We start from the raw sequence: 22,181 nt of genomic DNA, 5'->3' as shown, positions 1-22,181 counted from the left end.
AAACAGAAAGATCAACTGGTAGTAATCCGTACTGAACATATTATACATTATTTTCAGTATAGTTGAGCTTATTATTGACTAGAGTCATGCTCCTATCAGGGATCCCTGTGGGCAGCCAGAATGGCCTGAGCAGCCAGGTGGCCGGAGAGGGTGGCCCCTTCCATGCTGTCGATGTAGTCTTGGGCGGTGTAGCTGCCGGCAAAAAAGAAGTTGGGTATTGGGGTCTTTTGCTGTGGGCGATAGGGATCCATGCCCGGCGCTTCTCGATAGAGGGAGTGGGCCAGTTTCACCACGCTGTACCAGGTCATGTTCAGTTGCCGGGATGAAGGAAACAGCTCGTGGACTTGGTGCAACACGTGCTGGGCAATTTGCTCGTTGGGCATGGAAATGAAGGGATCCCCCGGCGTGAGCACGCATTGTAATAGAGATCCCTGGCCGGGTTTGTAGTAGTCGGCGGGGCTGGTGAGGGCCAGATCGGCAAAGCAGGAAAAATCGGCATCGGCGGTGTAGAGGAGATTGTCGATACCCAGAGCCTCTGGGTGTTGGCTGGCTCGTTTGGCCTGGCCTTGGGGGTTCAGCTCCGTCACCCAGCCATCGAAGCGCAACTGCACCGTGGCCACCGGTACGGATTCCAGCTTGTAGAGGTTGTCGAACTGAGGCCACTGCCGCCATACTTCCGGGATCAGCCGTTTGGCCCCTTCCACCGCCGTTGCACACACATACACATCTGCCTCCACCCGCTCTCCATTGGCCAAGAGCAAGCCGGTCACCGCGTAGGGAGGAGAGTCGTTCACTTCAATGCGACTGACCCCTCTGCGGGTGTGGATCTGGCCCCCGCGGGCTTGGATGTAGCGGACGATGGGCTGAGTGAGGTAGGTGTCCGGGGATCCCTTGAGGAAATTGAGCTTGGAGGCCTCTGTTTTGCTGGCAAACATCTGAAAGATCGTCAGCATGCAGCGGGCAGAAATCTGCTCTGTATCGATAAAGCCCAAGGCATAGGCAATCGGGTTCCACATCCGCTTCAGGCTACCCTCGGATCCCCCATGCCGCCGAAACCAATCGGCAAAGCTCATCCGATCCAAGGCGCGAATTTGCCGCATTGCCCCTTCATAGTCCAGCAAGCCGCGAATCAAAGGGCTGGTGCCCAGCGCCAAGGCGTTGCGCAGCTTGTCCGCCCAAGAGAGCTGCTCGGTGGTGAAAAAAGCTTTGAGGCCGTTGAAAGGCGCCCCCAGGGGAAAGCGAAAATCCAGACTGGCCGTTTGCCCACCTCGGTTGACAAAGGTGTGGGTGTGTTGCTTGGGCAGCAGGTTCTCGTAGGCCCCCACCTTTTTCATCAGGGCAAACAAATTGCTGTAGTTGCAGAAAAAAACGTGCAGCCCCATCTCGATGTGGTTGCCATCGGCATCCTGCCAGGATCCCACCTTGCCGCCGACAAAAGGCCGCGCCTCGTAGAGCTGCACCTCGTGTCCTGCTTCAACCAAATCGACTGCCGTCACCAACCCGGCCAATCCGGCCCCGATAATGGCTACCCGCATAGCAATACCCTCAAACAGGCGCTGCCCGGGATCCCGCCCAGACTTTGCGCAACTGCAAAGAAAGATGAACTTCTCTCATTCTGGAACAAAATGCGCCGGGGATCCCTGACTTGACAAACCACCGCAAAACTTGCCATCATAAGTTTCCCGACGCGGATGTAGCTCAGTGGTAGAGCTTCTCGTTGCCAACGAGACGGTCGCGCGTTCGAATCGCGTCATCCGCTTGCTTAGGCTTGTGAACCCATTCAAGAGGGGAATGAGATCCCTGCAAGGGAGAGGGCCGTGACGGTAGTCCCAAGGAGCTCCCCCTTTCCTCTCTCCCCAAAGGAGTCAGCCCTCACTCCCAGCTCTTCTCCCTCTGGAAGAGGGGAGAGTAGGGGTCTCGGTTTGATTGGGCTGATTTGGGAATGGTTTGATTTGGGGAGCGTAGAAGGTCTCCAGGCTGTCACGGTCGCCCACAAAGCGCCAGTGCCAGGGTTCGTAGCTTACCCCCTGAGGGTTGTTTCTGGGGAAAGACAGCTCAAAGCCAAAGCGGGCCGCGTTGCTCTGCAGCCACTGGAAGGCCGGGGTGGTCTCAAAGGCTTCTTGAGTATCCCACTGCGGAAACCCGGCATCCCCAAGGTCGATGGCATAGCCAGTGTGGTGCTCGCTATAGCCAGGGGGAGCACTGACAGCAGCTCGTTCCTCGGGTCGCAAGGCTCGGGATTGAGCCAATTGAAAAAACAAGAACTCTTGATCGGCAATGGAGCGAAACCCCGAAATGGGGACAAGGCGGATACCGGCAGCTCGAGCTGCTTCGCTCATGCGTAGGTAACTTTCAGCAGCCCCCTGGCGTAGGCGCACCTCGCGACCGCGGTAGTGGCCCACCACCCGCAAGCTATCTGCGGGAGCTTCGGAATAGGCATAGTGCCCCAGCAAGGAAACTCGCCCATTCTGCACAGTTGGCTGCGGCAGAGGGGGCTGAGCGGCTTCTTCCGGAACTTGGGGATCCGCCGCCTGCTGGGATCCCGGTAACTTCTCTATCCCCCAACCCGCCAGGAGCACTAGCCCAACCAGCACCAGGCCCAAGACTAGACGGGACCTCAGGGCAGGCACCGAACTTTGCGCTTTTTTCGCCGGAGTGGACTGGCGACGGGCGACCGGAATGTCGTCGTTCATGCGCAAAGGCCGGGATCTAGCGAGGAGTACTGAAAAGAGGCAGCGTTTCTACAAACCCAAATCCGCCAAAATATCGCGGGCATGGGTTTCGGTATTGATGTTCTGGTAGACCTTGGCAATTTTGCCCTCGCCATCAATGACGTAGGTCACCCGCTTGGCATAGCCGCCCCCATCCACATCGTAGGCGCGGGTAATCACCCCACTGCTATCCACCAGTAGGGGGAAAGGCAAGTTGTACTTTTCGGTGAACTTTTGGTGAGAAGCTTGGTCGTCCATGCTCACCCCCAGCACCACCACGTCCTTGCTTTGGTAGTCGGCGTAGGCGTCGCGGAATCCACAGGCTTCTTTGGTACAGCCGGGGGTGTCGTCTTTGGGGTAAAAATAGAGGACAACGGTTTTGCCGGCAAAATCAGCCAGCGAAACCTGGTTGCCTTGGGTGTCAGTGGTGTTAAACCCAGGAGCAGGGGTGCCAACAGCGAGAACCATAGGTGCGTGACCCAAAAAGTGTGATGAATAGGGCTGCCCTCAGCATTTTCTTCAGCCCTGCTTGTCTCTGTCAAGGCATTACCGCTCCAGCTTGGCATTGCAACTCAGCCACCAGCTCTTGAAGCTCCGCCGATAGATTGCCGGGCAGCCGTCGCCTCAGAATCTCTGCCAACGATCGGTAATACCACAGGGATCCCTCTTTTCCGGCGGAAAACCGCTGCCAGAGTTCATCCCCCAGTTGGCGAAAATCCCGCAAGATGCAGCGGGCGTTGTGCAGCTTGTCAGAGGCGGCCACCAACAAAACCGAGGCATTTGCCGTTTCCAGGTGCTTCAGGTAGGCGGTTTTGCGCTCTTTCCAGTTTTCTTTGGGCTCGCCTCGGGAGCCATCGCTTTCGGTATCCGTACATCCCAGGATGATCTGCAGCACCCGTTCTCCAAAGTGCTCCCGGATCTGTTGCTCGATTTGGGCGCGGGGCTCGCCTGTGTTGTGGGGGCCGTCCTCTAGGCTGTCGTGGAGCAGAGCGGCAATCGCTTCATCTTCATCCGCCCCATGCTCCAGGGCGATGGCTGCTACGGCCAACAGATGGCTGAGGTAAGGGATCCCGGTTCCCTTGCGGGTTTGGGAAGCGTGCCAGCGGTGGGCATAGTGCATTGCCTGCACAAACCGCTGTGTGAGTTGCGTTGACATCTGGACTCTCCAATTGGGGTTAAGTTGACTGCTGGGGCAAGGTTGATCCAAGCGAGTCTCAGGCGTTGAGACTGCAAATCAGAAAATGGTTAGAGAAGATGAGCACTTCTGATCACTTCAAACAAGGTTAAGACGCTGTGCCGCCTACCCTCACCCCCAGCCCCTCTCCCTGCCTTGGGAGAGGGGAGTCAGGGATCGATGTAACTGTGCTGAGATGGCAAGGTTTAGCCGGTGGCCGGAGTCTGTTTTGCAGGCAGCGGCACCAGCGTTCCTGTTCCCTGCCAAGCGCACAAATCCACGAACTGGTCGGCTATCCGAATTAACGCCGGGTTCGTGTTCGGCCTGTAGGCGGCTACCTCCAGCCGGCAGCCTTGGCGGCGGATATGCTTGAGGGCCGGCACAAAATCTCCATCCCCACTCAGCAGCAGCACCGTCTCGTAGTGGGAGTGCATCGCCATCAAGTCCACGATCAGCTCCCCATCCAGATTGGCTTTGCGGCTGCCGTCGGCGTGGACCACCACCGGCTTGGTGACCACCCGATAGCCCTGTTTTCTCAACTCCCGCAGGAAACGACGCTGAGCTAGGTTGTGGCGATCTACCCCGCTGTAGACATGCACTTCCATCTCGGATCTGCCCTGGGCCAGCCAGCTGAGCAGACTGGGATAGTCGAGATGGGATCCCCACTGCTGGGCGCTGGCGTGGAGATTGGCCGCGTCGATGAACACCCCCAGGGCTTTGCGGGGAAAAGCAGGGTTCGGCTGGGATGCCACCAGCTGCTGCAGGTGTTGGAGTTGCGCCTGCACCAACTCCAGTTGCTCCAAAGTCACTTGGGGCTGGGATACCGGCAGAGCATTCAACCGCAGCTCCACGGCTTTTAACCGCTGCTGGATTTGCTGGATGGCCTGGGTGATGGGGGCCAGCTGTTGCCGCACGGACAGATGAGACGTGGGCCGAGCTTCGAGGGCGTCGATCCGCCCTTGTAATGTTTCCAGTTGGGCCACCGTCTGCTGCTGCTGTACCCAGATGGGCTGCAAAACCTTTACTTTCTGCTCGAGCTCTTGAATGGCTTCAGCCGGGGAAGCCAAGGTCTGCTGCAGAAGGGACGGTTCAGCAGTGAGCCGAGCGTCCAGCACCTCGAAACGCGCTTGCAGGGTCTCCAGTTGGGTTGCTGTCTGTTGCTGCTGTGTCCAGGTCTGTTCCAGAACTTGGCCAAGCTGTTCTTCGCGGCGGCGGATGGCAGGGTAGGCTGCTGCCAAAGGTAAGAGCCCCCAGATCACTTGGCGGGTCACCAGGGCCGTCACCCCCAGGGCCAGGGATCCCGTCCACAGCCAGGTTAAGGGGAAGGCAGAAGCCCTATTCATACTCATACTCATAGTCAGCTCTCCTCAGTTTGGGTTATCGATCTGCTCGGTTGCCAGGATTTCACCTCACTCACATGGGCCACCTCAGGGATCCCTCTCGAAGATCGAGATGCCCAGAACTCCCAGAGGCATCGAAGAGGAGCAATTCAGCAACTGCAGTATGCCTGCTATTGGAAGGGGAATCTTCCAATCGCTGGACAAACGTATTTCCCTTGTTGAGCAAACGGATCAGATATCGAGTCAGTTATCGAAAGCAGGCTCAAACTTGTTCCTCTTGACCGACAGGCCCCGTGGCCCGCTCAACCTGGATTCAACGTCCAAGCTATTGGCTGACGGTATGGGCCGTAAAACCATTGAACGGAGCAGGGTCAGCTAGAAATCGCAGGAGCCCCGCACTGTACCCGTAGGGTCAGTGTCGGGAGGAATGCGGAAGTTACGATAGAACCATGACCCAAGTTCTGACCGTCTCCTGTAAGCTCAAGGTGTCCCAGTCGCAGGCCGCAAAGTTGGACGCGACCTTGGATGCCTTTGTGCAGGCGTTGAACTGGGTCAACCAAAACACGCCCGAGAAAGTCACCAACGCCGTTAAACTTCAATCTCTGTGCTACCGCGAAATCCGTGCCCGGTTCGGCTTGTCCAGTAACTTGGCAAGGACTACGTCCCGCTTACGCGACCAGCAGGTCTGCAGACGGCTGGCCGGTGCCCGCAAGGTTGCCCGACAGAAAAACCGCCCCGTCAAAGCGTTCAAGGGGGGCTTCGCGACCTATGACGCTCGTATCTTTTCGTTCCGCGAGAAAGACTGGACGGTGTCGCTGACCACAGTGGAGGGTCGAGAGCGCTTTGAGCTGGCGATTGGCCGTTACCAGAGAGAACAGTTGGCGGGCTCCAATCCCAAATCGGCCACTCTGGTCAAGCGCAGAGACGGCTCCTACTACATCCAGATTTGCGTAGAGAAAAAACCACCCAAGCAACAAGATACCGACAAGGTGATCGGGGTGGACTTTGGAAGGACAGATATTGCCCATACGTCAGAGGGGGACAACTGGAATGGACAGCAGTTGAACAGAGTCCGAGACCACTACTCCCGGTTGAGGGCGGTACTCCAACGCAAAGCCAGTAAGGGCACACGCAGTTCGCGGCGCAGATGCAGAGAACTGCTGCAACGGCTGTCTGGCAAGGAGAGACGCTTTCAGTCGCGTCAGCGTTGCGTAGCAAAAACGTGGGTCAATCATCGCATCTCCAAAGCTATTGTCTCTAGGGCAAAAGCTACCAACAGCGCTATTGCTCTGGAAGACTTGACAGGGATCCGGGAAAGGGTCAATCAACAGCCACGCAGCAAAGCTGAACGGCGCAGGGCCAACAGTTGGGCGTTCTACCAGCTGAGGCAGTTTCTGGAATACAAGGCTCTGCGTGCAGGGGTTACCTTGATTCTGGTGCCGCCTGCCTACACGTCGCAGACCTGCCACCGGTGTTTGCACATTCATCCCGACCCTGCGCAATCCTACCGCAGTGGTAAGTCGTTCAAGTGTGGGCACTGTGGATGGGAAGGGGATGCGGACTGGAATGGGGCCAACATGATTGCCAAACTTGGGGCTGTCGTAAACCAGCCTAGAGGCCCGTGGTTGGCTTGCCAACTGCAGGGCTACCGTTCGCGCCAGCGGGCCGGAGGCCTTAAGCCCGCCCCGTACTGCGAAGCAGTCAGGGCCGGGTAGTTTACTTGGGGATCTCGATGGTTACGTTAGCCAACTGCACATCGTCATGATCCACCCAGGCTCCACCGTGCCGGATGACTGTATCACCTCCCAGCGGCACCGAGATGTGCAGGGATCCCCCGAAAAGGGGAATGCTGATCGGCACTTGGGGACCACGGGTGACCATGCTGGGCTCAATCAGGGTTTTGCCGGTGCGCAGGGTAACAGTGTTCAGGCCCAGGCGCAGATGTTGCAGAGGCAGGGGAATCTGTAGGTTATCTCCCCCCAGGTGAATCTGTTCGACTTCCACTCCGTTCAGGATGACCTGCATGGGAGACATGTTGGCACTGGGGATCCGGGATTGACCGGCCCGATAGGCGGCGGCAGTATCCAACCCAATCAGGGATCCAATCCGCAAAACCGGTGGGCGCGAAGGCAGGCGTTGCAAAGTGAAAGAGCGGGTCATCTCCACCCCTTGGGCAGGGCCCAAAAATTGCCCGGCGGCAGCCGATTCCGGTGAGTACTGGTTATCCCCCAGGCGGATGACATTCGCCTCCAGTACCAAAGTTGTGTTGGGATCCCAGCGCTCCAACTGCAGTTGCCAAGGCCGATCCCCGCCGGCTTGACCGTTGCCTGTACTTTGGGAATAGGGCAAGTAATTTTCCAGCCGCGCCACCAAAATTTCTTCTGCCGGCAGCGGCCCTGGCAGGCGAAACCGACCCTGGGCATCGGTGCGCACCGAAATACCCGCCCCCGGAATGGCCACCTCCGCCCCGGCCAAGGGCTGCCCTGTCAGCCGATCCACCACCTGTCCCGAATAGGCGGAATCCAACTGCACCTGTCCTGTGGGCACATCCGTTGCTGCCTGAATGCGCTGCTGCAACACTTGCCAGTCGGCTTCTGTGATCCGTCCATCCTGGTCGACATCGGCAGCTCGGATCTGGTCGTCGGTCAATCCCCGTTCTCCCCGCAAGTAGGCCCCCAACAGGTTGAGATCCTGCACCGTCAAACGGCCATCCCCATCCAGGTCGCCCGCCTGAAAGGGCTGCGCGTGGGCAAAAGACACGCCTATCCAACCCAGGCCCAGGGATCCCAGTAGCAAAAGAGAATGAGCCAAACAGGAGACCCTAAACATGGCAACTCTCCTGGGAGTTGTTCATGTTCTAACGTAATTCACCTCCTCGCAGCAGGGCTAACCGAGCCGGTGTAGAGTACTCTTGAGCGCAATTTTGCCGGTTCGCCTTTGGCTGCAGGAGCCGAAAACTTAATGGTAGGATAACCGTGGTGGCTTGCCTGTTCTATGGCTCGATACTCTTGCGTTACCCAGCTTGTGGGCTCAGCCGAGCAGCTCAGCGAGTCGATCCGCGCCGTTTTGGAGCGCTGCCAACTCAATGTCCTCCACAGCAGCCCTGATTACTGGGTGGCCGGCGAGCCTCCCGGAAAAAATCCCCACACCAAACTGGTGACGGTGGAAGTGTTTGTGGATCGCACCCGTCAGGCTGCCGACGGCTCTGTACAGGTGACCTGCATTGCCAAAAATGAAGAGCTGCCCCTAAAAAGCGTTAACCACTGCCAACAAACCTTTGACCGACTGAAGGCAGAGCTAGCCCAGTTGCAAAGTCAACTTCAGCTTGCTGCCCAACAAAAAGATGCCTTACGATAGCTAGGCTGAGTTTGCTTTGATCCCATGGCGCGTCGCTGCCAACTAACCAACAAGAAACGCAACAACGCTTTTGCCATCTCCCACTCCCACCGGCGCACCAAGCGCCTGCAGGAAGTCAATTTGCAGTGGAAGCGCATCTGGTGGGAAGAGGGTAAGCGGTTTGTTCGTCTGCGCCTTTCCACCAAAGCCTTGAAGACTCTCAAGGCCAAGGGTATAGGAGCCATGGCCCGGGAAGCCGGGATCGACCTCAACCGGTTTTGAGCTTTCTCCTCAGCCCAGTTGTGTCTGACAGCTCCAACCTCACAGCAAGCCAAAAAGCTTACGCGACTTGGGCTGCAATCCCGCCAGCAAGGTGTTGAGGGTATCCCGTTGGGTAAGCTCGTTGGTGCCGCTGGCCCGCTCGATTAAGAGCTTGCGCGTCTCATCGGAGAGCTTGGCATCGGTAAAATCGGCTCCACTGAAGAGCGTATCTTCAATCTGAGCGTCCCGTAGGTTGGCCCCCACCAAAATGGCTTGTTCTAGGTTGGCAAACTGAAGCTGGCAACTCACCAAGGCAGCCTGGGAGAGGTTGCAGCGAGATAGGTTAGCCTGGCGGAAGTCGGCGGCAAAGAAGTTCCCCTCCGCTAGGTTGGCAGCCACCAAGCTGGCTTCGCGAAAGATGGCATGGCTGAAACGGCCCCCCTGAAAGCTGCTTTTGTCCAGTTTGGCGGCGGTAAAGTTGCTGTAGTCCCCCAAAGCCTGGCTAAAGCTGGATCCCCGTAGATCTGAGGCGGTAAAATTGGCCCGCTCTAGCTCAGCGCGGCGAAAGTTGCACAGACGTAGGTCGGCTTGCTGCAGGCTGATCGAGCGCAGGTTAGCCCGCGTCAAATTGGATTTGGGCATCTGAATGCGGTCGAACAGGCCCCGCGAGAGGTAGGCATTCTCCAGGTTGGCACCCACCAGGGAGCGCCCCTCACGCAAGGCTTCCAGCAAGTCCCGCGTGGTTTCAATGCGAACCGGCTCTGAGGGTTGAGAAGGGGGAGCACTCACAGATGGAGCATTCCTCACAGGTTAGGCCAGAAATCCGGTCAACCCAGCCGAGAACTGAGGGCCAACTGGGGATTCCACCTATCAAGCTAACGTTTGCGTCGCCTGTCGAGGTTAAGAGGATATTAAAAAGACAACTCTGCATCGAGCTTTCCAGAGGGGGTCTTCTCTTGTGGAAACAGCCTGCCAGCAGAGCACAATCGGCTCCGATTTGTTGCATACTCGGGGCAGCCTTTCGTCAGTGAACCACACCTCCCATGCAGGTAGCTTTTATTGTCGATCCACTGCCTCAGTTGCAGGTGGGCCATGACACCAGCATTGCCCTGATGGAAGCTCTGCAGAAACGGGGGCACCGCATTTTCTGCCTGGGCCTGGCGGATCTCTACTGGGATCAAGGGGAAACTTGGGGATCCCTTGAGGAAATCCGGTTGGATCTGCAAGCGGATCCCTGGTATGAGGTCAAAGACCAAAAACTGCTGCCCCTGAGCCAAATGCAGGCGGTGTGGATGCGCAAGGATCCGCCGGTAGATGCGGCCTATCTCTATGCCACTTACCTTTTGGATCGTCTCTCTCCCAGCCGCACACTGGTGCTCAATCATCCTGCCGGGATCCGCTCGGCCAACGAAAAGCTCTATGCCCTGCAATTTCAAGAGTGGATCCCGCGCACCCGCGTCAGCAGCAACAAGCGTCTGCTGCGTCAGTTTGTTGAACAGGAAGGACAGGCGGTGCTCAAGCCCTTGGGTGGCAAAGGTGGGGAAGGGATCCTGAGGGTCAATGCCGGGGATCCAAACCTCAACTCGTTGATTGAAATGAGCACCCAATTTGGTCGGCTGCCCGTGATGGTGCAAGAGTATTTGCCACAGGCGGCGGCAGGAGACAAACGCATTTTGCTGCTGGAAGGAGAGCCTTTGGGTGCCGTCAATCGGATCCCTGGAGAGGGCGATTTTCGGGGCAATGTTGCTGCCGGCGGTCGAGTGGAAAAAACCAAGATTACCGAAAAAGAACGGGCTCTCTGCGGGGCTTTGGCACCGGTGCTCAGGCAGGAGAAGCTGTATTTTGTCGGGATTGATGTTATCGGGGAACGACTAACCGAAGTGAACGTGACCAGCCCAACAATGCTGCGAGAACTCTGTCAGTTGGAAGGAGTTGACCTGGCAGATCAAGTGGCTCAGTGGCTGGAAAAGAAGGTGCCCGTCAAGGGCTGAATGACTACCCACCAGGATGTTTCTGGGATCCGGCGCGTCTGTTGCATGGCAGGGATCCCGTCTATTTAGGGAGTCTATAGAGATCAAATTATAGCTTGGAATGACCATAGTAGGTTGAGTTCAACTTTTTCCGGTCGGCAGATAGAAAATAAAAAGCCCCACAAGGGGGCTCTGCCGCGACCAGTCAGCGACTTATAAAACTCTAGAGCAATATAAAGAAAAGCTCCATGAATAGGCCGTATTGAACATCGCATTGAGCACAGTTTTTAGAATCTCAGAAAAAAGGCCAAATCCTCGGAGCTGTTATCTTTTTTTTAGATTTTCCGACCCGAGGCTAATCCCAGGCCCCTTCTGCTTTGCCGGAGCGGTCTTTAGAGTTGCTGCTCTTGCCCAGTGGGTTACGAGTCAGCCGGTGGCCTTTCCCGACCCACCCAGCGCCAGATGGTGGGCAGCAGCACTGCCGCCAGTCCGCACTTCACCAAGTCTCCTGGGATAAAAGGGAAGACCCCTTTGTTGAGGACGGCCAAGATCGAGGTGGGCTCAACATTCTGGTTCAGCCACACCCCTAGCCAAGTGGCTCCCAGCAAAAAAATCAGAGCTGAGCAGGATAACATCGCCAGCGCCATCTTCCAGGGGTTGCGATCCACGCCCCAGCGCTCCACCAACCAGCCCATCAGCCCCGCAGCTAGGGGAAAAGCCAATAGGTAGCCCCCCGTCGCCCCCGCCAAGTGGCTAAGCCCGGATCCGCCACCGCTGAAGAAGGGCAATCCCAGGATCCCTTCCAGCAGGTACACCAGCAACGTGAGAAAGCCCAGCCGTGCCCCAAAGCCTGCCCCCACCAGCATTACTCCAAAGGTTTGCCCGGTAATCGGTACCGGCGTGAAGGGCAGAGGGATCCGCACCTGAGCCAAGGCAGCTACGAACAAACTTCCCCCCAGAACCAGCAGGAGATCCCGAGTTCGGGAAGGGCGAGGCAGAACAGTTTGCGCCAAGGGTGTGTGAACAAAGGTAGCAGTCATGAGAGGTTTGCACTCCTGTTTACCCGAAGACTGAGCTTAAGGCCCCGTCCCATCGCTGCGCGGAAGCAAGCCAGTAGGGCGGGGAGTATGTCAGGGTTTCAGAATACAAGAATTCGGTTACCGAAAAACTGGGTTTGAAGCCCCGCCCTTTAAAGCGGCTTTGTGCTACGCTGCCTGCAGTGCCAGGGTAGTCAGCCGCTCTCGCCCACAGCAGCACAGGGCGCATTGTTCGCGTAAACGGGCTGTAGGCCCTAAACCCGACAGCCTGACGGTTGGATCCGACCTCAGTGGGTTTTGTGGTTGTTGTTTACAACGGCACCTAAAGGCACTCGGGAACCACCCTGTGTGCTGGCGAGTACGTAGCGCTGGGGAGCTGCGTGGCAGCAACGTTGAGGTCGAGGATGATCCCACGCTGCTCATTTTGCACCCTGTGCATCGGAAAGAGCCATAAAGCCAAGCAGGGGCTAGATGGATTCTTGCGGCACTTCTGAGCCTTTTTCAGGTTGAGCAACACTGGGCCGGTTCTGGCGAGTTGCTTGTACAATCGCCACCGTAAGCAAATGGGAGAGCAGACCCACAGGCCCAGCAAACAAGCACAAAATCAGGGAATGGGTTGTCCATACTCGCTTATCCCACCCTTCCAAGAAGATCCAGCGGCCCACAAACAAATCCATGACGATGTAGTGGACCCATCCCGTCGCCATAACAGAGGGTTGACTGAATAGGCCAGTTAAGCTGGTCAGAGACAGTTGAGGGTTGGAAAATTCCTTGAGAACATCGGCATTAAACCCGGTGACCAAAAGATACAAATAAACCGCCGCCAAAAGAGCGATGGGCAAAAGCGATTCCATCACTTTGCGGGTTACCTTCCAACCCGGCAGCAGAATCATCAAGGCCCAAAAGGGCAGAGCAAACCAGTTAGCCCCGTTAAAGATCATCTCCAGCATGCTTGGCAGCCCCCAACGCTACCTGTCTATTATCGGCCCAATGCCCCCTGGGGATCCCTGCAGTAGCGGGTGGAAATGGATAGGAGTTATTCCTGACTTGCCCTGAAGTTTTTTTCTGGAGCCAGAGGGATCCCGGTCGCTATTCCGGTTGGCGGAGCCTAGCAGTCGCAATGGAGCTGACCGCACGGCCACTGTCGGTGGTGGCAGCAATGCAGGAAATCCGGGATCCGGTGTCGGTCATGGCCCAGAAGCTGCTGATGCTTTTGGCGGTAGAGGTGGGTTGAGCCGGGCCGGTGGGGGATTCTACTGCCACAGAGTCTGGGGATTTCTCCTGAGAAGGGAGCAACACCACAGGTTCCTCACCCCGTTGGGCTGCTGCAACTTTTGGGGCGGGATGTTCTGGTGTGGGCTCAGGGGCTTCTTCTTTGCGGGCGGCCTCTGCAGCAGGGACATTCCGGGGAGAGGGCTGCTGAACCAGCCTCTTGTCAAGGGGTGGTCGTGGCGCGGCAGCGGGGGGTGCAGGGGGGGCTTGGCCGGCGATCTTTCCCCATAAGGCTTTGAGGAGTTGCCACATGGCTGGGTTGGCTACTGAGGGAGAGAGCAGTGAGGAATGGTGTTATCCTGCCATGCTCTGGCCTGAGAATCCATCCCCTCTGCCAGTCTTGATAGAGCAAAGTCATAACGAGTATGATTAAGTAGCTTGCTTAGGGAGAAAGTTCAACATGGCGCAGATTCGCGAGATTCCCCTTGCCCAAATTCGCCGCCCTTTGCCGCGGCAAACGGATCCGGATAAGGTGCAGGCGCTGATGGCTTCCATTGAAGCAATCGGCCTACAGGAGCCCATTGAGGTTTTGGAAGTGGAAGGGGAGTATTATGGGTTCTCCGGCTGCCATCGCTACGAGGCATTTGTCCGCTTGGGCAAGGAGCGGATCCCCTGCCGGGTGCGAAAAGCGCCACGTGCTGTTTTGAAGCTACACCTGGCCTGAGAGGGATCCCTTCTGGCCCGGCTCCTCTTGGGCGGTGTAGCCCCGTTCGTAGGCAAAACGCACCAGTTGCGAGCGATTTTCCAAAGAAAGCTTGCTGAGGATGTTGGTCAGGTGAGTTTGCACAGTGCGCGGGCTGATGAACAGCTTCTCGCCGATTTGCTTGTTGGTGAAGCCGCGAATGACTTCCCGAAAGACCCGCTCCTCAGCAGGGGTCAGAGGCAATTCGGGTGGGGTGGGGCGGGGGTCCGCTTCGGGTTTTGGCTGGGACTGCTGTTGGATTAGCCGCAAAATTTCCGATTGGGTGCGGCGGGAGCGTTCAATCTGGGCCTCGATTTTGGCCACCAACTCCAGGGGTTCAAAGGGCTTGATGATGTAGTCATCCGCCCCCCGCTCGTAGCCCTGAACCCGGTCATCGATCTCTCCCCGCGAAGAGAGAAAAATGAAGGGGACGAGCTCGCCGCCGCGCTGTTGGCGCAGTTGTCGGCAAAACTCAAAGCCGTCCATTTCCGGCATCACCACATCTGAAACCACCACATCCGGCTGCTCTTGGGCAAACAGGCGCAATCCTTCCACACCCGAAGCGCCTGTAGAAACCCGATAGCCATGCTGAGTCAGGTGGCGGCTCAGCACCTTCAGGGAGAGGGGATCGTCATCTACGACCAGTACACGCTTCATGAGAACCCGAGGAGGCTGTCAAGGAAAAGGGTAAAGCGCTATTACCCGTTATCTGTCGCTATTTTAGGGAGACGGACAGGATTCGTCATTTGGCTACGGAGACTGAACCCATGATAGTGGTTTCAGAAGTGGTCTGGTTGAAAGCTGAGAACCACGGTGGCTGTAAAGATGGGGGACTGAACCTGGCCCTCTAAGCTCCCATTCCCGAGTACTGTTGCAAGCCTTTGCGCCACAACCAGCGGTTAGCCAGCCAGAGCAGGCCCGTCCAGGCCAGGCCCAGGCCAAAACCGCGCAGAATGTCCACCGGGATCCCTGCCCAGAGGCTGGCGGGAAAGTGCACCAGGTAGGGGAAGGGTGTCCAGGCCAAGAGCTGGCGCACGGGGGGTGGGAACACCTCAAGAGGAGCAATCACCCCCGAGAAAAACAAGTACATCAAAAAATGGAACTGCTCCAAGGCCGTCACCCGCTCCACCCAAAAGGCCAGCAGCGCCAAGGTGTACTGCATGAGAAAGCGCAGGGCAAAAGCCAGGAGAATGGCCAGGGATCCCAGCCCCACCTGGGCCCAAGAGGGGATCCAAAAGGCACGGGGGTAGAGGACGAAGAAAAGGGCGATTAAAACCAGGGTAAAGGGGAGACGGGCCAAGCGCTCCATCAGGTGGCTGGCCACATGGTGCCAAGCGGGATCCAGAGGCTGCAACAGGAGGGGAGATAATCTGCCTTCGACCACCTCTCGCTCAAAGTCCCAGATGACCCAGACGATGGTGAACTGGCGCACCAGGAACACCGCCAGAAAGTAGCGGATGAACTCCAGAGCAGACAGCGAGAAGTCTCCTGAGCGGGCTGCCTCGCCCCACACCCCCATCATGATCAGGGGCAGGGATCCGGCCAACACCCACAGGATCAGCTCGGCCCGGTACTCCAGCATGTAGGCGTAGTAGGCGGAGAAGAGGGCACCCAACTTGCGCAAAAAGGCGTTCATGAAGATTCCGGTTTTGTAAGCGTTGCGGAGCAATACGAGGCTAGCGGACGCAAGGTGGGCAACAAGCCGGCCAGGCTGACCACCGCTCCCACCACGACAATCGAGGGCGGTGCTACGGGTGAGGGCTGTCCAACCAGAGTCTCCAGACGGAGCAGATGAATCTCTTGCTCAGGAGTGGTGCCCCAGCGGATCAGAGCAACCGGGGTATCGGGAGCTTTCCCTCCGGCCAACAATTCGGCGGCAATGTGGCTGAGGTTGTGCATGCCCATGTAGATCACCAGGGTTTCCACCGCCCCGGCCAAAGCCCGCCAATTGACCTGAGGGCGGTATTTCCCTGCCGCCTCATGTCCGGTAACAAAAGCAACTGAGGAGCTGAGGTCGCGATGGGTGAGAGGGATCCCGGCATAGGCGCTGGCGGCAATGCCCGCCGTAATGCCCGGCACCACCTCCACTGGGATCCCGGCCTGCACCAGAGCCAACATCTCCTCTCCCCCCCGCCCAAAGATGAAGGGATCCCCCCCTTTGAGCCGCACCACCACGGCTGCCGTCCGAGCTTTCTCCATCAGCAAGGCTGTGATCTGCTCCTGGGGCAAGGTGTGAGCGCCGCAGTGTTTGCCAGCATAGATCCGTTCTGCCGTCGGCGGGATCAGCTCCAGGATGGAGGATCCCACCAGAGCATCGTAGATGACCACATCCGCGTGGGCGAGTAGCGCCTTTCCCTTCACCGTCAGCAGCCCTGGATCCCCAGGCCCTGCCCCCACCAAATACACTTTGCCCATCTCAAGTCCTGGTCGCGTCATTGCTGTTGGAAATATCCATTTTGAGGGAACGGGAAAGATGCGGCTATTCCAGCGCCGGGCTAAAAGCCTGGAGTGTCTCCACAATGGCCTGCATCAGTTGAGGATCCCGCCAGAGGGGCGGCTCCACCTGGATTTGGAGCAGAGGCCATTCCCGCTGTAATCGCTGAGCCTGTTCTTGTAGGGCGCGCAGCAGACCGCCTGGAAAGAGAAAAAACGGCAGCACCCGTAGACGGCACTGGCTAAGGCGCAAGCAATGGATCACGACCGCTTCTAAGGTGGGGGACTGGGCAGCAAAAGCCACATGCAAGGGGATCTCGGGCAAGCGCCGTTGCACAGTTTGGATCCCTGCTTGGAGCTGGGCGGCAAACCCCGGCAGACGGCTGCCATGGCCAAGCACAATCCAGGCATCTGCCCGTTCGCCGGATTGCCTGAGCGTTGCAGAGCAAGAGGGCTGTGGAGCCAGAATGCGAGCCACCAACAGATCCAGGAGGGCCGGGTGCTGGCCAATGGGGGGTGTTAACCGGATGGGCAGGCGCGGCCAGCGAGCTTGAACCTGCTTCACCGCAGCCGGTAAATCCTCTTCCACATGGGATCCCTCGCCCATAAACAGTGACAGCAGCACCACCTGATTGGGAGATCGGCCTGCGCCCAGCCAAGCTGCCAGCCGTCCCTGAATCTGCTCGGCCAAGGTGAGAGGCTGACCTTCCAACTGGGCCAGCTCCACCGGCTGAGGGGCCAGCCGCTGCCGCACCCGTGCCAACAAATCTGCCAAAGCCTGCTGATAATCGGGATCCCGGCTGCCGTGACAAACCAAAAAAACCAGTGGATCGGGGGACATGGCAGAGGTTAGGGATCCCAGCGGAACGGCTCTATTTTGCCACTTTAGGGGATCCCGCCAACTTTTCGTGTAGGATCTGCGCGTATGATTTGAAGAGTACACACCCTCTTTCCCAGCTTCGTCAGCCCTTTCCCAGGTTTTCATGTCATTTGAGAATCGTTCCACCGCCCCCGAACTCTTAATCCATGTCTTGCGGGAGGGGTTGACCGAATCTATCCATCATTGCCAAGCTGTCGTGGCCGATAGCCGCGGGCGTTCTCTGGCCATGGCCGGCAACAGCACCACCCCTGTTTTTGCCCGTTCTGCCCTCAAACCTTTCCAAGCACTGGCCATGCTCTCCACCGGCATCCGCGAGCGCTACCGCCTCAGCGAGAAAGATATTGCCATCATGTGCGGATCCCATCAGGGCACCACGGCTCATGCGCGGCAGGTGTTCAGCATACTGTGGCGGGCCGATCTGTCTCCCGATTTGCTGGTCTGCCCCACCCCACCCGGCAAGCCCAGCCCCCTTTGCCACAACTGCTCCGGCAAACATGCCGGCATGCTTATGGCCAGCCGCGCCCAAAACTGGACCTTGTCGGACTATGCCCAGCGGCAGCATCCGGTGCAAGCGCTGGTGCGGGCCAAGTTGGCGGATTTGCTGCAAATGCCCTCGGAGGAGTTTTTGTTTGCGCGGGATGACTGTGGGGTGCCCACCTACCAATTGCAACTGAACCACCTGGCTTCTCTATTCGCCCAACTGACCGCCGGCGAGCGGCCCGACTTGGAATCGGTAGCACGGGCCATGACCCATCACCCGGAGATGGTGGCCGGACAGGGGTGTTTCGACACGGAATTGATGCGGGCCACTCAAGGGGATCTGGTGAGCAAATCGGGTGCTGAAGGGATCCAGTGCATTGGCCGGGTGGGGGAAGGCATGGGCCTGGCCATCAAGGTCCAGGATGGAGCCGCCCGGGCCAAGTATGCCCTGGCTTTGCACCTGCTGCAGCGCATGGGCTGGATCCAGCCTGCCGCCGCCGAGATGCTGGGGGAGCGCTTCCTTCGCGTCGGCCCCTACACCCGCCTCGAGGTAGAAGGGGAGCTGCGCATGCCTTGAAGACTCAGCGCTGGAAGGGGTTTTGGTAAGGATTGGGGTTGGAGCTCTGGCCTTTGTTGCGGTACTTAGGATTGATGGTCAAGGTGCCGGATCCCAGGCCCCGCTGCGCCAAGAACTCCAGGTTGCGGCGGCGCATGGTGGTGTCGTAGTCGTTCTTGACGCGATCTTCGAGGATGGCCACCTGCTGCAGCGCGCTCAGCAAGATAGCAGCAGCTTGCTCGGAGGTGTAGCCATTCTGGGAGGCATAGCGCACGGCAAACTCGTCGGCTGCTACCTGGGCCTTCTGGCCCTTCTCCGCTTTGCGCAACAGAAACACCGCTGACGCGGCCAAGCCTGCTGCTAAGCCAACGCCGAGGTTATCTCCCATCTGCAGCTCTACCAAAATGCCCATGCTGCCGGCCCCGATCAAGGCGGGATACAGCAACAACGCCGACCAGTTATCCCCCAAAGCCAGCTCTGTGGCCATCACCGCCTCTCGCAAGAAGTAGATCTTCTGCTGGTCAGGGCTCAGCTTCTGCCAACGGCTGAGGTCAATGGCAAAGCGAGAGTACTTTTGCCAGGGGAAGCGCCACAACGGCTGCACAACCCGAGACTGGTCAGGGGTGCCGATCTCGATCTGCACTTCAGGGCGGATCTCCACTGGGAGAAACTGGATCAGGCGGTCAAAGTCGGAAATGGTATACATGCTGGCACAGTGCGGCTAAGGGAGCGGCTGGAGAGGATTACCCATAGTAAAAGATTCTAGCCTTCCTTGCAGGCCAGCTCCAAGCAAGCTTTTTGCAATAGGGCTGGCGGCAGAGGGACAAGCCTGAGCCTAGATGGAAAGGGGGTATGCCGCGTAACATACTCCCGACCCTGTAGCTAGCTTCCCGCAGGGTTGCTACGCATACAGCGCGGGGCTTCTCGGCGGTTTAGCTAAACCTGAGGTGAGCAATCTATTTGGCGGATTGCCCAAGGGACTGAATTTATCATCCCAGTCAAACCCTTGAGGACCAAGACAGCCGTTATCTTAGTTTGAAGAGGGATCCCTGCTGGGGTGTTTGAGATTGGTCAAATCGTTGAGGCGGCGCAGGATCCCCCATCCCTGTAGGGCCTCCAGCAGGGCTTCCCGCACAACCGCTACCGTCTCTTGGTCGAGGGCCAACCGCAGATAATCCACCGCCAGCCGGGTTTGCTCGGGATCCAAGTGAGACATTAAACTCTGCAAGCGGCGAACGCCCGCCAGCCGTCGGAAGGGATCGGGAGAAGCAATGTCGCTGAGGTCGCGCTCCAATTGAGACCGTTGCCGCTCTTGTCGGCCCCTGAGCCACTCCCCAAACAGCAGCGACAACAAGGCTAGAGTGGCCAATCCCTGTAGAATGGCACCGGTGGCCAGCCAGCGTTGGGTGGATTCTGCCCAGATGGAGATGAGGGTGTAGGTGCCCAAGGTGGCGGCTGCTCCCGAACCAATTGCCAGCAAAAGCCAGCGATCCGCCTGCCGAAACCAAGCTTGCCACTCCTGCCAGCGGCGGTTGAACTCAGGGCTGCGCACCCCCTGTAGCCCCAACATCACCAAGGTGCCCACCCCCAGAGAGAGCGCCAGCCGCCCATTCCAGAAGGCCAGCCCTGCCAACGCCAAGGCCGACAGAGCCAAAACCCGCCACTGCGGCCCCGATAGGATCCACAGAGCAACTTGGGATCCCGTCTCCACTGCCCCACGCCCCACCCGCTGCAGATATTCTGGCCAGGATCCCTGGCCGGAAGAAGGGCGACCCGATTGATGCTTCACCGATGGCAACTCCCAAAACTCGGCCCTATCTGGCCCTTTGCAAGCGGCAAGATAGATCAACGCTCCTTAAATTATGCTCTTATGCTTTATAGAGTCGAGGTAGGCTTTCCACCCTTGGGCTTGCAACTGGTCGTTTTTCTCCTGCACCGCCTGTTTTAGGCTTTCCCGATAGGCGATCACCCGCCGGAGCAGATCGGGATCCCCACTGGCTAGGATCTGCACCGCCAACAGACCCGCGTTGTAGCCGTTGCCAATGGCCACCGTGGCCACCGGGATCCCTTTGGGCATTTGCACAATTGAGTACAGGGAGTCGATCCCCTGCAGGGATGGGCTGAGCACCGGCACCCCGATCACCGGCAGGGGGGTGAGAGAGGCCACCATCCCCGGCAAATGGGCTGCTCCCCCTGCCCCGGCAATGATGACGCGGATCCCTTGGGTATGGGCGCAGCGGGCAAACTCTACCATCGCCTCGGGAGTGCGATGGGCGCTGAGGATCTGCAATTGGTAAGGGATCCCAAACTCCTCACACACCTGGGCGGCAGGTGCAAGGGTGGGCAAATCGGAATCGCTACCCATTACGATGGCAACGAGGGGGGAGAGTTCCATATCGCTAAGCGACGCTAACGCGAAAGGCTGCTGGCCCGGCGTAGCCGATCCATCATCGCATAGCCCAACCCCGTCGAGATGGGTGGGGGCTCTGCCAGCAGGAGCGTAGCATCTCCCTCATCCAGTCGGCGCAGGCTGGCAAAGAGGGCGCGGGCGGCTGCCTTGGGATCCGAACCCAAACACTCCAAACTGAAAGTGATCCCCGGCCAATGGCGGGAGAGGGTGTTCAGCAGAGCCTGCGGATCCGTGGCAAAGCTGAGGATGCCCAGGTGGGAATGACCGGTTGTCAGGTGCTGCACCTGTTGCCAATCGCCGGGCTGAAGCTGGGCAAAAGGGGTGGGCAAAAGCCGGAGGGGCTTACTGGGGGCATAGTGGCTGCTCAGTCGTCCCGGCGCTTCTGGCGGGCCCGTTGTGCCATCCTTGGGGGCCTGTTCTGGGGGCAACCGGATGGGCAACCCCAGGTGGGCCTCCAGGGCTTCCAGTGGGATCCCTCCTGGGCGCAGCAGCGTTGGGATCCCTTCGGGGCTGAGCTTTAGCACGGTGGACTCCAGGCCCACAGCACACTCTCCCCCATCCAAGATGTAAGGGATCCGCCCTCCCAACTCTGCATAGACGGCCTGGGCTGAGGTGGGGCTGATGCGGCCAAAGCGATTGGCACTGGGGGCAGCCAGAGGGGTTTGCACCGCCTGCAGCAAAGCTTGAGCCACCGGGTGAGCAGGCACCCGCAGGGCAACAGTAGGCAACCCGCTGCTCACCAGATCCGGCACGGTGGGACACTTGGGCAGCACCAAGGTTAGGGGCCCCGGCCAGAAGGTGTCGATCAGGGATCCCAGCAGAGCACGGGCGGTGGGAGTAAAAGCCGACACATCCACCAGCCACCCCTGCAATTGCTCTAGGGTCACCCCAGCCGGCAGATGCAGGATCAGGGGATCGAAGCGGGGGCGCTCCTTGGCGGCAAAAATGTTCGCCACTGCCTGCTCATCCAAGCCATGGCCCGCCAGGCCGTAAACCGTCTCCGTGGGGATGGCCACCAACTGGCCCTGCAGCAAGGCCGCAGCCGCTACGGCAATGTGCTCAGGAGTGGGCGAAAGAATTTCCGTCTGCATCCATAACTCGGATTTGGGGTGGGGCTAGGGATCCCGTTCTGCAATCCATTTTCGCGCCTGGTAGAGGGCGATGTTGATTTGATCCCCAAACAGCAGCGCCAAGGAAGTGAGCCAAACCCAGAGCAGCAGAACAATAACCGCCCCCACCGCCCCGTAGACTTGGTTGAACTGCCCAAAGTGCTCCACGTAAATCCGCAACCCCCACGACACCCCAACCCACAGTAGGCTGGCCACGATGGCCCCCGGCCAAATCGGGATTTGGGGTCGGCGCAGGCTGGGGCCAAATCGATACAGCACCCAGCAGGAGAAGACGACCAGCCCCAAGGAAATTGGCCAAGTGAGGATCCCCCACAAGTTCAACCCCAGCTCTCGCAGGGGATCCAACTGAGTCGGCCCGCCAACCTCCTGGGCTAAGGATCTCGCTTTCCTGTACAAGAAGCGCAAAAAGCTGGCAGTAAACTACCCGACCCTGACTGCTTCGCAGTACAGGGCGGGCTTTCGGTAGCCCTGCAGTTGGCAAGCCAACCACGAACCTCTAGGCTGGTTTA

25 protein-coding genes and 1 tRNA gene are annotated in these 22,181 nt (G+C 58.5%); 7 read left to right on the top strand and 19 right to left on the bottom strand.

The window, feature by feature from the left end:
- Positions 1 to 95: 95 nt before the first annotated feature.
- Positions 96 to 1,535, bottom strand: coding sequence for a 9,9'-di-cis-zeta-carotene desaturase (gene zds, locus ACVWYY_RS13120; RefSeq protein ID WP_457440780.1), 1,440 nt, complete (start codon positions 1,533 to 1,535; stop codon positions 96 to 98).
- 152 nt (positions 1,536 to 1,687) lie between these two features.
- Between zds and ACVWYY_RS13115 the strand changes: the two genes are divergently transcribed.
- Positions 1,688 to 1,759, top strand: a tRNA-Gly gene (locus ACVWYY_RS13115).
- Between the two features lie 106 nt (positions 1,760 to 1,865).
- Here the strand turns inward: ACVWYY_RS13115 and ACVWYY_RS13110 are convergent.
- The 4 genes from ACVWYY_RS13110 to ACVWYY_RS13095 all read right to left on the bottom strand — a co-directional run bounded on the left by ACVWYY_RS13110 (position 1,866) and on the right by ACVWYY_RS13095 (position 5,240).
- Positions 1,866 to 2,693, bottom strand: a complete 828-nt coding sequence (locus ACVWYY_RS13110; RefSeq protein ID WP_457440778.1) for a M15 family metallopeptidase — start codon at positions 2,691 to 2,693, stop codon at positions 1,866 to 1,868.
- A gap of 48 nt (positions 2,694 to 2,741) precedes the next feature.
- Complete coding sequence (locus tag ACVWYY_RS13105) at positions 2,742 to 3,179, bottom strand: peroxiredoxin (protein ID WP_011432689.1); 438 nt, start codon at positions 3,177 to 3,179, stop codon at positions 2,742 to 2,744.
- 70 nt (positions 3,180 to 3,249) lie between these two features.
- A complete protein-coding gene (locus ACVWYY_RS13100; protein WP_011432688.1) occupies positions 3,250 to 3,867 on the bottom strand; it encodes an HD domain-containing protein in 618 nt (205 codons plus the stop codon).
- A gap of 224 nt (positions 3,868 to 4,091) precedes the next feature.
- Positions 4,092 to 5,240 (bottom strand): LabA-like NYN domain-containing protein, encoded by a 1,149-nt coding sequence (locus tag ACVWYY_RS13095; RefSeq protein ID WP_457440776.1) that lies wholly within the window; start codon positions 5,238 to 5,240, stop codon positions 4,092 to 4,094.
- 434 nt (positions 5,241 to 5,674) lie between these two features.
- On the opposite strand from ACVWYY_RS13095, the gene ACVWYY_RS13090 reads away from it, so the two are divergent.
- Positions 5,675 to 6,940 carry an RNA-guided endonuclease InsQ/TnpB family protein gene (locus tag ACVWYY_RS13090; RefSeq protein WP_457440774.1) on the top strand — a complete coding sequence of 422 codons (1,266 nt, stop codon included), beginning with the start codon at positions 5,675 to 5,677 and terminating at the stop codon, positions 6,938 to 6,940.
- Between the two features lies 1 nt (position 6,941).
- Here the strand turns inward: ACVWYY_RS13090 and ACVWYY_RS13085 are convergent, their stop codons facing one another.
- The gene (locus ACVWYY_RS13085) at positions 6,942 to 8,054 is read right to left on the bottom strand and encodes a dockerin type I domain-containing protein (RefSeq protein WP_457440772.1); all 1,113 of its coding nucleotides are present in this window, start codon (positions 8,052 to 8,054) and stop codon (positions 6,942 to 6,944) included.
- 165 nt (positions 8,055 to 8,219) lie between these two features.
- On the opposite strand from ACVWYY_RS13085, the gene ACVWYY_RS13080 reads away from it, so the two are divergent.
- Together ACVWYY_RS13080 and rpmB are read left to right on the top strand one after the other, a co-directional pair.
- Positions 8,220 to 8,582 (top strand): hypothetical protein, encoded by a 363-nt coding sequence (locus ACVWYY_RS13080; protein WP_457384846.1) that lies wholly within the window; start codon positions 8,220 to 8,222, stop codon positions 8,580 to 8,582.
- A gap of 24 nt (positions 8,583 to 8,606) precedes the next feature.
- Entirely contained in the window at positions 8,607 to 8,843 is a 237-nt protein-coding gene (rpmB, locus tag ACVWYY_RS13075; RefSeq protein ID WP_414413500.1) for a 50S ribosomal protein L28, read from the top strand.
- A 39-nt stretch (positions 8,844 to 8,882) separates the two neighbouring features.
- Here the strand turns inward: rpmB and ACVWYY_RS13070 are convergent, their stop codons facing one another.
- Positions 8,883 to 9,611, bottom strand: a complete 729-nt coding sequence (locus ACVWYY_RS13070; protein WP_457384845.1) for a pentapeptide repeat-containing protein — start codon at positions 9,609 to 9,611, stop codon at positions 8,883 to 8,885.
- Positions 9,612 to 9,865: 254 nt separating this feature from the next.
- On the opposite strand from ACVWYY_RS13070, the gene gshB reads away from it, so the two are divergent.
- Positions 9,866 to 10,813, top strand: a complete 948-nt coding sequence (gene gshB, locus ACVWYY_RS13065) for a glutathione synthase (protein WP_414382609.1) — start codon at positions 9,866 to 9,868, stop codon at positions 10,811 to 10,813.
- A 398-nt stretch (positions 10,814 to 11,211) separates the two neighbouring features.
- On the opposite strand, the gene ACVWYY_RS13060 is transcribed toward gshB, so the two are convergent.
- From ACVWYY_RS13060 to ACVWYY_RS13050, 3 genes are all read right to left on the bottom strand, one after another.
- The gene (locus ACVWYY_RS13060) at positions 11,212 to 11,832 is read right to left on the bottom strand and encodes a biotin transporter BioY (protein WP_457440769.1); all 621 of its coding nucleotides are present in this window, start codon (positions 11,830 to 11,832) and stop codon (positions 11,212 to 11,214) included.
- A 464-nt stretch (positions 11,833 to 12,296) separates the two neighbouring features.
- Positions 12,297 to 12,779: an ABA4-like family protein gene (locus ACVWYY_RS13055; protein WP_011432680.1), complete on the bottom strand. Its 483-nt coding sequence runs from the start codon at positions 12,777 to 12,779 to the stop codon at positions 12,297 to 12,299.
- Positions 12,780 to 12,918: 139 nt separating this feature from the next.
- On the bottom strand, positions 12,919 to 13,353 hold the full coding sequence (locus ACVWYY_RS13050; protein WP_457404211.1) for a hypothetical protein: 435 nt from the start codon (positions 13,351 to 13,353) through the stop codon (positions 12,919 to 12,921).
- Positions 13,354 to 13,501: 148 nt separating this feature from the next.
- Between ACVWYY_RS13050 and ACVWYY_RS13045 the strand changes: the two genes are divergently transcribed.
- Positions 13,502 to 13,765 (top strand): ParB N-terminal domain-containing protein, encoded by a 264-nt coding sequence (locus ACVWYY_RS13045; RefSeq protein WP_457404213.1) that lies wholly within the window; start codon positions 13,502 to 13,504, stop codon positions 13,763 to 13,765.
- Here the strand turns inward: ACVWYY_RS13045 and ACVWYY_RS13040 are convergent.
- The 4 genes from ACVWYY_RS13040 to ACVWYY_RS13025 all read right to left on the bottom strand — a co-directional run bounded on the left by ACVWYY_RS13040 (position 13,751) and on the right by ACVWYY_RS13025 (position 17,057).
- Positions 13,751 to 14,440: a response regulator transcription factor gene (locus ACVWYY_RS13040; protein WP_414373979.1), complete on the bottom strand. Its 690-nt coding sequence runs from the start codon at positions 14,438 to 14,440 to the stop codon at positions 13,751 to 13,753. The two genes, ACVWYY_RS13045 and ACVWYY_RS13040, sit on opposite strands and share 15 nt — an antisense overlap.
- Before the next feature lie 190 nt (positions 14,441 to 14,630).
- Positions 14,631 to 15,419, bottom strand: coding sequence for an ABC transporter permease (locus ACVWYY_RS13035; RefSeq protein WP_457404215.1), 789 nt, complete (start codon positions 15,417 to 15,419; stop codon positions 14,631 to 14,633).
- A complete protein-coding gene (gene cobA / locus ACVWYY_RS13030) occupies positions 15,416 to 16,198 on the bottom strand; it encodes a uroporphyrinogen-III C-methyltransferase (RefSeq protein ID WP_457404217.1) in 783 nt (260 codons plus the stop codon). Before cobA ends, ACVWYY_RS13035 begins: the two co-directional genes overlap by 4 nt.
- Positions 16,199 to 16,262: 64 nt before the next feature.
- On the bottom strand, positions 16,263 to 17,057 hold the full coding sequence (locus ACVWYY_RS13025; RefSeq protein WP_457440767.1) for a sirohydrochlorin chelatase: 795 nt from the start codon (positions 17,055 to 17,057) through the stop codon (positions 16,263 to 16,265).
- Between the two features lie 142 nt (positions 17,058 to 17,199).
- Here ACVWYY_RS13025 and ACVWYY_RS13020 point away from each other — a divergent pair, with 142 nt between their 5' ends.
- On the top strand, positions 17,200 to 18,153 hold the full coding sequence (locus tag ACVWYY_RS13020) for an asparaginase (RefSeq protein ID WP_414415786.1): 954 nt from the start codon (positions 17,200 to 17,202) through the stop codon (positions 18,151 to 18,153).
- A 4-nt stretch (positions 18,154 to 18,157) separates the two neighbouring features.
- Here the strand turns inward: ACVWYY_RS13020 and ACVWYY_RS13015 are convergent, their stop codons facing one another.
- From ACVWYY_RS13015 to ACVWYY_RS12995, 5 genes are all read right to left on the bottom strand, one after another.
- The gene (locus ACVWYY_RS13015) at positions 18,158 to 18,838 is read right to left on the bottom strand and encodes a DUF3318 domain-containing protein (protein ID WP_414390730.1); all 681 of its coding nucleotides are present in this window, start codon (positions 18,836 to 18,838) and stop codon (positions 18,158 to 18,160) included.
- 324 nt (positions 18,839 to 19,162) lie between these two features.
- The gene (locus ACVWYY_RS13010) at positions 19,163 to 19,921 is read right to left on the bottom strand and encodes a hypothetical protein (protein WP_011432665.1); all 759 of its coding nucleotides are present in this window, start codon (positions 19,919 to 19,921) and stop codon (positions 19,163 to 19,165) included.
- A gap of 66 nt (positions 19,922 to 19,987) precedes the next feature.
- On the bottom strand, positions 19,988 to 20,527 hold the full coding sequence (gene purE / locus ACVWYY_RS13005; protein WP_457440764.1) for a 5-(carboxyamino)imidazole ribonucleotide mutase: 540 nt from the start codon (positions 20,525 to 20,527) through the stop codon (positions 19,988 to 19,990).
- Between the two features lie 14 nt (positions 20,528 to 20,541).
- Positions 20,542 to 21,633, bottom strand: coding sequence for an L-threonylcarbamoyladenylate synthase (locus ACVWYY_RS13000; RefSeq protein WP_414407601.1), 1,092 nt, complete (start codon positions 21,631 to 21,633; stop codon positions 20,542 to 20,544).
- Between the two features lie 24 nt (positions 21,634 to 21,657).
- Positions 21,658 to 22,068: a YihY/virulence factor BrkB family protein gene (locus tag ACVWYY_RS12995; RefSeq protein WP_457440762.1), complete on the bottom strand. Its 411-nt coding sequence runs from the start codon at positions 22,066 to 22,068 to the stop codon at positions 21,658 to 21,660.
- Positions 22,069 to 22,181 lie beyond the last annotated feature (113 nt).

Source organism: Thermostichus sp. MS-CIW-34 (genome assembly GCF_054060435.1).
This window is presented reverse-complemented; position numbering and strand designations above follow the sequence as displayed.

Coding starts and splice junctions, on each gene's coding strand:
- rpmB (WP_414413500.1), top strand. CDS start 8,607: ATGGCGCGTCGCTGCCAACTAACCAACAAGAAACGCAACAACGCTTTT.
- ACVWYY_RS13055 (WP_011432680.1), bottom strand. CDS start 12,779: ATGCTGGAGATGATCTTTAACGGGGCTAACTGGTTTGCTCTGCCCTTT.
- purE (WP_457440764.1), bottom strand. CDS start 20,527: ATGGAACTCTCCCCCCTCGTTGCCATCGTAATGGGTAGCGATTCCGAT.
- ACVWYY_RS13020 (WP_414415786.1), top strand. CDS start 17,200: ATGTCATTTGAGAATCGTTCCACCGCCCCCGAACTCTTAATCCATGTC.
- ACVWYY_RS13025 (WP_457440767.1), bottom strand. CDS start 17,057: ATGTCCCCCGATCCACTGGTTTTTTTGGTTTGTCACGGCAGCCGGGAT.
- ACVWYY_RS13015 (WP_414390730.1), bottom strand. CDS start 18,838: ATGTATACCATTTCCGACTTTGACCGCCTGATCCAGTTTCTCCCAGTG.
- cobA (WP_457404217.1), bottom strand. CDS start 16,198: ATGGGCAAAGTGTATTTGGTGGGGGCAGGGCCTGGGGATCCAGGGCTG.
- ACVWYY_RS13105 (WP_011432689.1), bottom strand. CDS start 3,179: ATGGTTCTCGCTGTTGGCACCCCTGCTCCTGGGTTTAACACCACTGAC.
- ACVWYY_RS13060 (WP_457440769.1), bottom strand. CDS start 11,832: ATGACTGCTACCTTTGTTCACACACCCTTGGCGCAAACTGTTCTGCCT.
- ACVWYY_RS13045 (WP_457404213.1), top strand. CDS start 13,502: ATGGCGCAGATTCGCGAGATTCCCCTTGCCCAAATTCGCCGCCCTTTG.
- zds (WP_457440780.1), bottom strand. CDS start 1,535: ATGCGGGTAGCCATTATCGGGGCCGGATTGGCCGGGTTGGTGACGGCA.
- ACVWYY_RS13040 (WP_414373979.1), bottom strand. CDS start 14,440: ATGAAGCGTGTACTGGTCGTAGATGACGATCCCCTCTCCCTGAAGGTG.
- ACVWYY_RS13095 (WP_457440776.1), bottom strand. CDS start 5,240: ATGAGTATGAGTATGAATAGGGCTTCTGCCTTCCCCTTAACCTGGCTG.
- ACVWYY_RS13035 (WP_457404215.1), bottom strand. CDS start 15,419: ATGAACGCCTTTTTGCGCAAGTTGGGTGCCCTCTTCTCCGCCTACTAC.
- ACVWYY_RS13110 (WP_457440778.1), bottom strand. CDS start 2,693: ATGAACGACGACATTCCGGTCGCCCGTCGCCAGTCCACTCCGGCGAAA.
- ACVWYY_RS13085 (WP_457440772.1), bottom strand. CDS start 8,054: ATGTTTAGGGTCTCCTGTTTGGCTCATTCTCTTTTGCTACTGGGATCC.
- ACVWYY_RS13090 (WP_457440774.1), top strand. CDS start 5,675: ATGACCCAAGTTCTGACCGTCTCCTGTAAGCTCAAGGTGTCCCAGTCG.
- ACVWYY_RS13050 (WP_457404211.1), bottom strand. CDS start 13,353: ATGTGGCAACTCCTCAAAGCCTTATGGGGAAAGATCGCCGGCCAAGCC.
- ACVWYY_RS13080 (WP_457384846.1), top strand. CDS start 8,220: ATGGCTCGATACTCTTGCGTTACCCAGCTTGTGGGCTCAGCCGAGCAG.
- gshB (WP_414382609.1), top strand. CDS start 9,866: ATGCAGGTAGCTTTTATTGTCGATCCACTGCCTCAGTTGCAGGTGGGC.
- ACVWYY_RS13000 (WP_414407601.1), bottom strand. CDS start 21,633: ATGCAGACGGAAATTCTTTCGCCCACTCCTGAGCACATTGCCGTAGCG.
- ACVWYY_RS13100 (WP_011432688.1), bottom strand. CDS start 3,867: ATGTCAACGCAACTCACACAGCGGTTTGTGCAGGCAATGCACTATGCC.